This window comes from Bacillus cereus group sp. MYBKT14-1 (genome assembly GCF_051915185.1).
Lineage (GTDB): Bacteria > Bacillota > Bacilli > Bacillales > Bacillaceae_G > Bacillus_A > Bacillus_A cereus.
Genome location: NZ_JBQAEF010000001.1, coordinates 367,117 through 379,616 on the forward strand (window position 1 = coordinate 367,117; position 12,500 = coordinate 379,616).

A 12,500-nucleotide genomic window follows, 5' to 3' on the forward strand; every position below is an offset into this window, starting at 1 on the left:
ATGGATAAAAAAGAAAATACGGTCGTATTGTTTCCACAACTATCAGAGCGCTATATTGATGAAGGTTTTTTAGCGCTGAAAGAGCGGAAGTTCGAAGATGCATTGCGCTGCTTTGAAATATTACGTCAGTATAATGCGGAAACGGAACAAACGGAATTAGCTTCAGTTATTTGTTTACTCGAATTAAAACGTATGGAAGAAGCGAAAGACAAATGTGAACAGTTGCTTAAAACAGGAGTTGTCTTATTTGGTGATATTCTTGAAACGTACGTGACTATTTTAGTTCAAACAAATGATTATGAAGGTGTTATTGAAACTGTTGAAAAGGTTTTACAAACGAAAGATATAATGCCTGATCAAAAGGAAAAATTAGCGCAACTTGCTTTATTTGCAGAAGGTATGCTCAATGAGGGAGACGCATCGCTAGTCGATTCAAATTTTGAGTTGGATGAGTTTACTAATGAAATTTTTGGAGAAAACTTTGGACAGAAGCTAAGAGCGATTCAGCGACTTTCGTTAAAAGACTTAGATCTTGCATTACCTGTTTTAAAGAAATTTTTAATAGAAGAAGAGCAACACCCCTATTTGAAAACTTCTATTTTGTATAAAATGATAGAAAGTCAGGTAGAAGAGGAAATAGAGGTAGAAAAGTTTGGGAATACGATTAAGGTAATTCCAGCATTTACAGGTCATAATGAGGAGCAATCCAATAACATTATACATAAATTATCAAGTCGATTAGAGCAAAATTATCCCGATATATTTGAAGCAATGGTTACATATTGGAAAGAATTGCAAATTAGTGTTTTCCCATTTGCTCTATTAATGGATAAAGAAGAGATTTGGTCAGCTGTTTTAGAGAGAATTGGAAGAAAGCGTTTCGGATTGGCTATTGATGAAGAAGAGCTTATGGCAGCATACAATATCGAATTGGAAGAGTTTCATATTGCCTATCAATGGTTATTACGTGTTGAAAGAGAAGGATATTTGCCCGTATAATTATGAAAAAGAATCGTTCAGTTCTTGAAACGAGCATATTCTATGTTATAATGTAAGGGTTGCAAAAGGCAGAAAACTGCCTGTTTGTAAGAGAAGAGAAGTGTAATTCTCTTACTTAATATGTTTCATATTATTCTCGAACAAAATATACCGTAGTTGTCTTCTGGGCAATTAGTAGATTGGAACATTATATCTGAAAGCTTTTGCTAGAGGATTATTTGTGTATTTGTTATTTCAAAAAAGAGATAATGAAGATCTTAATCTATAGAGGTATGTGCATACATTATTATAGTTGGAGGGAAAGAATAAATGTCTACAAAATGGGAAAAATTAGAAGGTAACGTTGGCGTTTTAACAATCGAAGTTGATGCTAAAGAAGTAAACAACTCTATCGACGCTGCGTTCAAAAAAGTAGTAAAAACAATTAACGTACCAGGTTTCCGTAAAGGAAAAATGCCTCGTCCATTATTCGAACAACGCTTTGGTATTGAATCTTTATACCAAGATGCTTTAGATATCATTTTACCAAAAGCATACGGTGAAGCGATTGAAGAAGCTGGTATCTTCCCAGTTGATCATCCTGAAATCGACATCGAGAAGTTCGAAAAAAATGCTAACCTTATCTTCACTGCAAAAGTTACAGTGAAACCTGAAGTTAAATTAGGTGAGTACAAAGGTTTAGCAGTAGAAAAAGTTGAAACAACTGTAACTGACGAAGATGTAGAGAACGAATTAAAATCTTTACAAGAACGTCAAGCTGAACTAGTTGTTAAAGAAGAAGGAACTGTTGAAAACGGTGATACAGCTGTAATCGACTTCGAAGGTTTCGTTGATGGCGAAGCATTTGAAGGCGGAAAAGGCGAAAACTACTCTCTAGCAATCGGTTCTGGTACATTCATCCCAGGTTTCGAAGAGCAAGTAATCGGTCTTAAATCTGGTGAGTCTAAAGACGTTGAAGTATCATTCCCAGAAGAGTACCATGCTGCTGAATTAGCTGGCAAACCAGCAACATTCAAAGTAACAATTCACGAAATCAAAACAAAAGAACTTCCTGAGTTAAACGACGAGTTCGCTAAAGAAGCAGACGAAGCGGTTGCAACTCTTGATGAATTAAAAGCAAAACTTCGCACAAACTTAGAAGAAGGCAAAAAGCACGAAGCTGAGCACAAAGTACGTGACGAAGTAGTAGAATTAGCTGCTGCTAACGCTGAAATCGAAATTCCAGAAGCTATGATCAACACTGAGTTAGATCGTATGGTTCGTGAATTCGAGCAACGTTTAAGCCAACAAGGTATGAACCTTGAGCTTTACTACCAATTCACAGGTACTGATGCTGACAAATTAAAAGAGCAAATGAAAGAAGATGCACAAAAACGTGTAAGAATCAATCTTGTTCTTGAAGCTATCATTGAAGCTGAAAACATCGAAGTTACTGAAGAAGAAGTAACTGCAGAAGTTGAAAAAATGGCTGAAATGTACGGTATGCCAGTAGACGCTATCAAGCAAGCTCTTGGAAGCGTAGACGCTTTAGCTGAAGATCTTAAAGTGCGTAAAGCTGTAGACTTCTTAGTAGAAAACGCTGCATAATAAAATAACAAGGCACGATTAAAATCGTGCCTTGTTTTATAAATATAGAAATATATTTATAAAACTTTTCGATGGAGAAGGAAAAGTTCCTTTACAAGTCGAATATACATATTTCAAAAGTTTTAAAAATTTTTTATTTGTACATAACTAGTCATATTATTTGTATTTCTCGCCACGTAGTGACATAATATGTATTTACATACGATACATTTATCGTGTACATACGAAGGCAAGAGGTTAGCACTTTGTAAGGGGTGTGAAAATATGTTTAAATTTAATGATGAAAAAGGGCAATTAAAATGTTCTTTCTGTGGTAAAACACAAACGCAAGTTCGAAAGTTAGTGGCAGGTCCAGGTGTTTACATTTGTGATGAGTGTATCGAACTTTGTACTGAAATTGTACAAGAGGAGCTTGCGAAGGACGAAGAAGTAGAATTCAAAGATGTACCGAAACCGATAGAAATTCGTGAAATCTTAGATGAGTATGTCATCGGGCAAGATAGCGCGAAAAAAGCACTAGCGGTAGCGGTATATAACCATTACAAACGCATTAATTCTAACAGCAAAATTGATGATGTAGAATTAGCGAAGAGTAATATCGCACTTATCGGGCCAACAGGTAGTGGTAAAACATTACTTGCACAAACGTTAGCGCGTATTCTAAATGTTCCATTTGCAATCGCGGACGCAACATCTTTAACAGAAGCTGGATATGTTGGGGAAGATGTAGAAAATATCTTACTAAAATTAATTCAAGCAGCTGATTATGATGTAGAGAAAGCGGAAAAAGGAATTATTTATATTGATGAGATTGATAAAGTGGCACGTAAGTCCGAAAATCCATCAATTACACGTGATGTATCTGGTGAAGGTGTGCAGCAGGCACTTCTGAAAATTTTAGAAGGTACTGTAGCAAGCGTTCCACCTCAAGGTGGTCGTAAGCATCCGCACCAAGAGTTTATTCAAATTGATACAACGAACATCTTATTCATTTGTGGTGGAGCGTTTGATGGCATTGAGCCGATTATTAAACGTCGCCTTGGTGAAAAAGTAATTGGATTTGGTTCTGAGAAGAAAAATGCTGATGTGAATGAGAAGCATGTTTTATCTCACGTATTACCAGAGGATCTTTTAAGATTTGGTTTAATTCCAGAGTTTATCGGTCGTCTTCCAGTTATTGCGAACCTAGAGCCACTTGATGAAGATGCTCTTGTTGATATTTTAACGAAACCGAAAAATGCACTTGTTAAGCAATTCCAAAAATTATTGGAGCTTGACGATGTTGAGTTAGAGTTTGAAGAAGGTGCACTAATCGAAATTGCGAAAAAAGCAATTGAACGTAAAACGGGTGCTCGTGGACTTCGTTCTATTATTGAAGGCTTAATGCTTGATGTAATGTTCGAACTTCCATCTCGTAAAGATATCGAGAAGTGTATTCTTACAAAAGAAACAGTAGCTGATAATGAGCCGCCAAAATTGGTGTTACAAGACGGTACTGTACTTGATACAAAAACATCTGCATAATGCGAAAGGGAAACAGCAATTTTTATAATTGCTGTTTTTCTTTATGTTTAGCTACGTTCCTCCGCGGAAATACTAAGAGATAAAATATTGCGGGAGGAAATAAATAATGAGCTGGACAAATATATTTTTAGTTGTTCAACTTGTTTTTGGTGTAATTGTCGGATTGTATTTCTGGCATTTACTTCGAAATCAACGAACACAAAAAGTTTCAATTGATCGAGAATCGAAAAAAGAATTAGAACAGCTTCGTAAAATGCGTGAGATTTCTTTAACAGAGCCGCTAGCAGAAAAGGTGCGTCCTACAACCTTTTTAGATATTGTAGGGCAAGAGGACGGAATTAAGTCGTTAAAAGCGGCTCTTTGTGGTCCGAATCCGCAACATGTAATCATATATGGCCCGCCAGGTGTTGGGAAAACAGCGGCAGCACGTCTTGTATTAGAAGAAGCGAAACGAAATCCTAAATCTCCATTTCGTACGAATGCAACATTTATTGAACTTGATGCGACAACAGCTCGGTTTGATGAACGTGGTATCGCAGACCCTTTAATAGGTTCGGTGCATGATCCGATTTATCAAGGTGCTGGGGCGATGGGGCAAGCAGGTATTCCGCAACCGAAAAAAGGTGCTGTAACAGATGCACATGGTGGTATTTTGTTTATTGATGAGATTGGCGAGCTCCATCCGATTCAAATGAATAAAATGTTAAAGGTGTTAGAAGATCGAAAAGTATTTTTAGAAAGTGCGTACTATAGTGAAGAAAATACGATGATCCCAACATATATACATGATATTTTCCAAAAAGGCTTACCGGCAGATTTTCGCTTAGTTGGAGCAACGACACGTTCGCCAGAGGAAATTCCTCCTGCTATTCGGTCACGTTGCTTAGAAGTATTTTTCCGTGAATTAGATACGGAAGAAATTCAAAAAGTAGCGAAAAATGCCGCGGAAAAAGTGGAAATGCAAATAGGTGAAAATGGTATTGAAATGATCGGGATGTATGCAAGGAATGGACGAGAAGCGATTAATCTCGTGCAAATCTCTGCTGGTATGGCGATAAATGAAGAACGTTCTTTCATTAAGGATGAAGATATAGAGTGGGTTGTTCACTCAAGTCAGCTTACACCGAAATATGAAAAGCGCATTTATCCGATTCCAAGGATTGGTCTTGTAAATGGTCTTGCTGTATACGGACCAAATACAGGTGCGTTATTAGAAATTGAAGTAACAGCAATCAAGGCGAAAGATAAAGGATCGGTAAATGTTACCGGAATTGTGGAAGAAGAAAGTATTGGTAGTCAAACGAAATCGATTCGTCGTAAAAGTATGGCGAAAGGCTCTGTTGATAATGTATTAACAGTACTTCGTTCTTTAGATGTGTTGCCAGAAGGATATGATATACATATTAATTTTCCAGGTGGTATCCCGATTGATGGACCTTCTGCAGGAATCGCTATGGCAACAGGTGTATATTCTGCGGTGCACCGCACGTATGTAAATAATGAAGTAGCGATGACAGGGGAAATAAGTATACACGGAGAAGTAAAACCTATTGGTGGCGTGTACGCAAAAATAAAAGCTGCGAAAAAAGCGGGAGCTAAGAAAGTCATTATTCCTGCTGAAAATATGCAACCATTTTTGTATACGATCAAGGGAATTGAAATTATTCCTGTCCGTAAGTTAAAAGAAGTATTTGAGTTAACGTTTATGCAAGAAAATATGCATAGAGAGCTAGAGGTACATACTCACGTAGACGAAACAGATGCACAATCTATGTGAAAATAAACAATAATAAAATTTGCCAGACTTCGTTTAAGTTTGTATGCTTAATCGGAGTCTTTTTTCTTTTCGTGAGGTAGAAAAACAAGCTATTTACAATTGCGCGGAATCTCAGCAATTGCATCTAGGTGTATTGTAATATAAAATAGTTGAACAGGAGTTTAATTTATTATGGAGGTGCTATGTCTAGTATGAATACGAACGAAAGAATCGTGCCCCTCCTACCATTAAGAGGCGTTCTCGTATATCCAACGATGGTTTTGCATCTTGATGTAGGACGTGATAAATCGATACAAGCACTAGAGCAGGCGGCAATGGATGAAAATATCATCTTTTTAGCAATGCAAAAAGAAATGAATATCGATGATCCGAAAGAAGATGACATATATAGTGTAGGTACGGTGGCGAAAGTGAAGCAAATGTTAAAATTGCCGAACGGTACGCTTCGTGTCCTTGTGGAAGGTTTACATAGAGCAGAAGTAATAGAGTTTATCGAAGAAGAAAATGTAGTACAAGTGTCGATTAAAACGGTAACTGAAGAAGTAGAAGATGATTTAGAAGAGAAAGCTCTTATGCGTACGTCACTGGAGCATTTCGAACAATATATTAAAGTTTCGAAAAAAGTTTCAAATGAAACATTTGCAACGGTAGCTGATGTGGAAGAACCAGGGAGATTAGCTGATCTAATTGCTTCTCACTTGCCGATTAAAACGAAGCAGAAACAAGAGATTCTAGAGATTGTATCTGTAAAAGAACGATTACAAACACTTATTTCAATTATTCAAGATGAACAAGAGTTACTTAGCCTAGAAAAGAAAATTGGGCAAAAAGTGAAACGTTCCATGGAGCGCACGCAAAAAGAATATTTCTTACGTGAGCAAATGAAGGCGATTCAAACTGAACTTGGCGACAAAGAAGGCAAGGGCGGAGAAGTAGAAGAACTTCGTGAGAAAATTGAACAGTCAGGAATGCCGGAAGAAACAATGAAGGCTGCGCTGAAAGAATTAGATCGTTATGAAAAGTTACCAGCAAGTTCTGCGGAGAGTGGTGTTATTCGCAATTATATTGATTGGTTATTAGCGCTTCCGTGGACAGAGGCAACAGAAGATATAATTGATCTTGCTCATTCGGAAGAGATTTTAAATAACGATCATTACGGTCTTGAAAAAGTGAAAGAGCGTGTACTTGAATATTTAGCTGTACAGAAGTTAACGAATTCATTAAAAGGACCTATCCTTTGTTTAGTAGGCCCTCCTGGGGTCGGCAAAACTTCGTTAGCGCGTTCAATTGCAACATCATTGAATCGTAACTTCGTCCGTGTATCTCTTGGTGGTGTGCGTGATGAATCTGAAATTCGTGGTCACCGCCGTACATATGTTGGAGCAATGCCAGGACGCATTATTCAAGGTATGAAAAAGGCGAAAACAGTTAATCCAGTCTTCTTATTAGATGAGATTGATAAAATGTCTAACGATTTCCGTGGAGATCCATCAGCGGCATTACTTGAAGTGTTAGATCCAGAACAAAACCATAACTTCAGTGATCATTACATTGAAGAACCATATGATCTATCAAAAGTTATGTTTGTAGCAACTGCTAATACACTTTCAAGTATTCCAGGTCCATTACTTGACCGTATGGAAATCATTTCGATTGCTGGCTATACAGAACTTGAAAAAGTACACATTGCTCGTGAGCATTTATTGCCGAAACAATTAAAAGAACATGGCTTACGAAAAGGTAATTTACAAGTGCGTGATGAAGCGCTGCTTGAGATTATTCGTTATTATACACGTGAGGCTGGTGTTCGTACGCTAGAGCGCCAAATTGCAAAAGTTTGCCGTAAAGTAGCGAAGATTATCGTTACAGCAGAACGTAAACGTATCGTTGTGACAGAGAAAAAGATTGTTGATTTACTTGGTAAACACATATTCCGTTATGGGCAAGCTGAAAAAACAGACCAAGTTGGTATGGCAACAGGTCTAGCTTACACAGCAGCAGGCGGCGATACACTTGCCATTGAAGTTTCTGTAGCGCCAGGAAAAGGGAAACTAATTTTAACAGGGAAACTTGGGGATGTTATGAAAGAATCAGCACAAGCTGCGTTTAGTTATATACGTTCTCGTGCAGAAGAGCTTCAGATCGATCCGAATTTCCATGAGAAAAATGATATTCATATTCACGTTCCAGAAGGAGCGGTTCCAAAAGACGGACCGTCAGCAGGTATTACGATGGCAACGGCACTTATTTCTGCGCTAACAGGTATTCCTGTAAGTAAAGAAGTGGGTATGACAGGTGAAATTACACTTCGTGGTCGTGTATTACCAATTGGTGGTTTAAAAGAAAAAACATTAAGTGCTCACCGCGCAGGCTTAACAAAAATTATTTTGCCAGCAGAAAACGAGAAAGATTTAGATGATATTCCAGAGAGCGTAAAAGAAAACCTTACGTTTGTGCTTGCATCTCATTTAGATGAAGTATTGGAGCACGCATTAGTAGGAGTGAAACAATGAAAGTAACAAAAGCAGATATTGTAATTAGTGCTGTTAAACCAGAACAATATCCAGACAGTGATTTACCAGAAATTGCATTAGCAGGTCGTTCAAATGTGGGGAAGTCTTCCTTTATTAATAAAATTTTAAATCGTAAAAAGTTAGTACGTATTTCTTCTAAACCAGGAAAAACGCAAACGCTGAACTTTTTCTTAATCAATGAGATGATGCACTTTGTTGATGTTCCAGGTTATGGATATGCGAAAGTATCTAAATCGGAGCGCGCTGCATGGGGGAAAATGATTGAAACGTACTTTACAACGCGTGAACAATTAGACGCAGCTGTATTAGTAGTTGATTTACGTCACCAACCAACAAGTGATGACGTGATGATGTATGATTTCTTAAAGCATTATGAAATCCCAACAATTATTATTGCGACGAAAGCCGATAAAATTCCGAAAGGAAAATGGCAAAAGCATTTAAAAGTTGTAAAAGAAACGCTTGCTGTTGAAATTGGCGATGAAATTGTTCTATTCTCTTCTGAAACAGGACTTGGAAAAGAAGAAGCGTGGAAAGCAATTCATAAATTTACAAAAACAAAAAACGCGTGACGAATGTCGCGCGTTTTTGTTTTGCTAAATTTTTTAGCGTACGTTTAATGTAACTTCAATATTTCCTCGTGTTGCTTTCGAGTAAGGACATACACCGTGAGCCGCTTCTACAAGTTCTTGTGCTTCGCTATGTGAAACGCCAGCCACATGTACATCAAGTACAGCAGATAGGCCGAAACCACCATCTGTATCTTTTCCGATAGAAACGTGAGCAGTTACTTCTGTACTTTCTACTTTCACACGTTTTGTACGAATGACAAGTTGTAATGCACTATCGAAACAAGCTGCATAACCAGCTGCAAATAGTTGTTCTGGATTTGTTGCTTCTCCGCCTGCACCACCTAGTGCTTTCGGCATTTTTACATCAAGATTTAATATGCCATCATCTGAAACTACTTTCCCATTTCTTCCACCTGTTGCTGTTACTGAAGCAGTATATAATTTATCCATATTTATTCCCCTTTTCCATCATTAATTGTTTTCATTGTGTCAATCAGTTTATTTAGTTGAATTAATAAAGAGCGATATTCTTGCTCTGTAATTCCTAAGTTTGTAGCCATCGTTGTCGGTAATGAACAAGCCTTTTCCTTTAAATCTTTGCCCTGTTCTGTTAATTCAATACAAACTTTTCGCTCGTCTTCTTTGGAACGAACACGTTTTACAAGTTTTAATGATTCCATACGTTTTAACATAGGTGTTAACGTACCAGAATCTAAAAATAGACGTTCTCCAATTTCTTTTACTGTTAGTCCATCTTGCTCCCATAGTACGAGTAAAGTAATGTACTGGGGATACGTAATACCCATTTCTTCTAAATAAGGTCGATAAAAACGAGTAACCTCTCTAGAGCAGGCGTAAATAGAAAAACAAAGTTGGTTATCTAGATGCAAAGAGTCTTCTGTCATAAATAACTCCCTTCTAATTAAGTTGTGCACAATTTAATTTTGTAAAACTAATATAACGAAAAAGAAATGCAATGTCAAATACATTGTATTGAGAAAGTCTTTGTTACATTTTGGAACAATCATACATATTTTCCTTCATGATGAAAGAAGATAGGGAAGATGATGTTATAATTTATATGGAATAGTTTCCATCACTTGATTATGAGGGCTTTTTTTGGTAACGTACAAATAGAGTTATTAATTTATAATCATTATAAAGTAGAAATTTTTTTATTAGTGTTACTGAATCTCCTTTATTACATACGGAGAATAATTAAAAAATAATCGGTTGTTCACACGATTGTCAGATTCATAAGAGGAAAGTTGTATTATGATAGTAGATAAAGTGATAAAACGGGTGAAGGGGGACATGCTGCGTGCATATTCTTGTTGTTAGTGTAAATTATCGAACAGCCCCTGTAGAATTTCGTGAGAAACTCACATTTCAGGCAGCAGAACTAGAGCGAGCGATGACTACATTACAAAATCAAAAGAGCGTGTTAGAGAATGTCATTGTGTCAACTTGTAATCGCACTGAGATTTATGCTGTTGTCGATCAATTACACACGGGACGGTATTATATTAAGAAGTTTTTAGCTGATTGGTTTCAGCTTGAAATAGAAGAAGTCGCGCCATATTTAACTATTTTTGAACAAGATGGCGCAATAGATCATTTATTCCGCGTAACGTGCGGTTTAGATTCAATGGTAGTCGGAGAAACGCAGATTTTAGGTCAAATAAAAGATAGCTTTTTAGAAGCGCAACAAGTTAAAGCAACAGGCACAATTTTTAATGAATTGTTTAAGCAAGTCATTACATTAGCAAAACGTGCCCACTCAGAAACAACAATCGGGGAAAGTGCAATGTCTGTTAGTTATGCTGCTGTTGAGCTTGGAAAGAAAATATTTGGCGAGTTAACAGATTGTCATGTGCTTATTCTTGGTGCTGGTAAAATGGGCGAACTTGCACTACAAAACTTATATGGAAGTGGTGCTCGTAAAGTAACAGTTATGAATAGGACGCTTTCGAAAGCAGAAGTAATGGCTGAGAAATATATGGGACATGCAAAATCGTTAAGCGAATTACAATGTGCATTATTAGAAGCAGATATTTTAATTAGTTCAACTGGTGCATCTGAGTATGTCATTACGAAAGAGATGATGACAAAGGTGGAGAAAATGCGCTCTGGTCGTCCATTATTTATGGTTGACATTGCAGTGCCGCGTGATATTGATCCAGCGATTGATGAGCTAGAAGGTTCTTTCTTGTATGATATTGATGATTTACAAGGAGTAGTGGAGGCAAACCGTGCTGAGCGTTTGAAAGAGGCAGAGAAAATTCAATTTATGATTGAAGAGGAAATTGTTCTATTTAAAACGTGGTTAAGTACACTTGGTGTTGTTCCATTAATATCAGCTCTTCGTGATAAGGCACTTGCAATCCAAAGTGAAACGATGGTAAGCCTAGAGCGAAAAATACCAAACCTTAGTGATCGTGAGAAAAAAGTTATTAGTAAGCATACGAAAAGTATTATTAATCAATTATTAAAAGACCCAATTTTAGTAGCGAAAGAAATAGCTGCTGAAGAGGGAGCGAGCGAAAAATTAGCGTTATTTGCAAAGATTTTTGATTTAGAAACGGAAGAAGTAGAGAGTCGTGCGGAAGAAGTAGAACATAAAAGAGTGTGGACACCATCCGTTCCATCTTTATAATTTGGAAGGATGATCGGATGAGTTTTTTAAATAACAGTATTATTTATCATATTGCAATTATTTTATATGCTTGTAGCATTAGTTTATATTTTATAGATTATTTCCAAAGTAACCGAAAGGCGAACCGATTTGCTTTTTGGTTACTTGCGATTGTATGGGTCCTGCAGTCTATTTTTATGTTGCTTAGAGCTACAGATTCAGAAACGAATCCTATTTTAACTTTATTATCAGGGATTTATTTTTATGTTTGGTTATTGATTACGATGTCGTTAGTTATTAATCGATTTATGAGAATTGACTTTTTAGTCTTTTTTACAAATGTTGTAGCATTTGGCGTAAGCGCTTTTTCTATTTTTACACCGCTCGGAAAGATGTCGCCAGTACTTGCGGAACAATTAGTTTCAGAACTTGTATACGTGCATGTCGGTATGGCAATTATTTCTTACGCAACGTTTACTGTATCGTTCATTTTTTCTATTATGTATTTATTGCAATATCGCCTATTAAAAAAGAAAAAATGGAATGCGAGATTAAGAAGGTTAGGGAATTTACCGAAGCTAGAATCTATGTCTTACGGATTAAATTTATTTTCTGTTCCATTTTTCTTACTAGCAATTTTATTAGGATGTATATGGGGATATACAAAATTGGATAATTTCCATTGGTATGATACGAAAGTAATCGGATCTTTTGTCGTTCTATTTGTGTATTGCACAGGTTTATATTTACGAGCGGCAGATGTGTTGCAAGGTAAGAAAATTGTACAGTGGAATATCGGATCGTTTCTCGTAATGCTAGTAAACATTTTTCTATTAAACAGTTTGTCCAATTTCCACTTTTGGTATTTATAA

General features: G+C 36.7%; 10 protein-coding genes. 8 read left to right on the top strand and 2 right to left on the bottom strand.

The genetic code is table 11. The annotated features are described in order from the left end of the window. The 6 genes from ACTFO4_RS02055 to ysxC all read left to right on the top strand — a co-directional run bounded on the left by ACTFO4_RS02055 (position 1) and on the right by ysxC (position 8,993). On the top strand, positions 1 to 999 hold the full coding sequence (locus ACTFO4_RS02055) for a hypothetical protein (RefSeq protein WP_000358277.1): 999 nt from the start codon (positions 1 to 3) through the stop codon (positions 997 to 999). A gap of 309 nt (positions 1,000 to 1,308) precedes the next feature. Continuing rightward, positions 1,309 to 2,586, top strand: a complete 1,278-nt coding sequence (gene tig, locus ACTFO4_RS02060; protein WP_000105215.1) for a trigger factor — start codon at positions 1,309 to 1,311, stop codon at positions 2,584 to 2,586. Between the two features lie 264 nt (positions 2,587 to 2,850). Then, entirely contained in the window at positions 2,851 to 4,110 is a 1,260-nt protein-coding gene (clpX, locus tag ACTFO4_RS02065; protein ID WP_029443373.1) for an ATP-dependent protease ATP-binding subunit ClpX, read from the top strand. A gap of 106 nt (positions 4,111 to 4,216) precedes the next feature. After that, on the top strand, positions 4,217 to 5,887 hold the full coding sequence (gene lonB / locus ACTFO4_RS02070; RefSeq protein ID WP_119683963.1) for an ATP-dependent protease LonB: 1,671 nt from the start codon (positions 4,217 to 4,219) through the stop codon (positions 5,885 to 5,887). Between the two features lie 182 nt (positions 5,888 to 6,069). Next, positions 6,070 to 8,400, top strand: a complete 2,331-nt coding sequence (lon, locus tag ACTFO4_RS02075; protein ID WP_440013202.1) for an endopeptidase La — start codon at positions 6,070 to 6,072, stop codon at positions 8,398 to 8,400. Beyond that, positions 8,397 to 8,993: a ribosome biogenesis GTP-binding protein YsxC gene (ysxC, locus tag ACTFO4_RS02080; RefSeq protein ID WP_000869116.1), complete on the top strand. Its 597-nt coding sequence runs from the start codon at positions 8,397 to 8,399 to the stop codon at positions 8,991 to 8,993. Before lon ends, ysxC begins: the two co-directional genes overlap by 4 nt. A 33-nt stretch (positions 8,994 to 9,026) precedes the next feature. Here ysxC and ACTFO4_RS02085 read toward each other — a convergent pair whose 3' ends face one another. Beyond that, entirely contained in the window at positions 9,027 to 9,443 is a 417-nt protein-coding gene (locus tag ACTFO4_RS02085; RefSeq protein ID WP_000359781.1) for an organic hydroperoxide resistance protein, read from the bottom strand. Between the two features lie 2 nt (positions 9,444 to 9,445). Next, complete coding sequence (locus ACTFO4_RS02090; RefSeq protein WP_000133916.1) at positions 9,446 to 9,898, bottom strand: MarR family winged helix-turn-helix transcriptional regulator; 453 nt, start codon at positions 9,896 to 9,898, stop codon at positions 9,446 to 9,448. Positions 9,899 to 10,314: 416 nt separating this feature from the next. Between ACTFO4_RS02090 and hemA the strand changes: the two genes are divergently transcribed. After that, entirely contained in the window at positions 10,315 to 11,649 is a 1,335-nt protein-coding gene (hemA, locus tag ACTFO4_RS02095; protein ID WP_000547868.1) for a glutamyl-tRNA reductase, read from the top strand. A gap of 17 nt (positions 11,650 to 11,666) precedes the next feature. Continuing rightward, positions 11,667 to 12,500 (top strand): cytochrome c biogenesis protein, encoded by an 834-nt coding sequence (locus tag ACTFO4_RS02100; RefSeq protein WP_440013199.1) that lies wholly within the window; start codon positions 11,667 to 11,669, stop codon positions 12,498 to 12,500.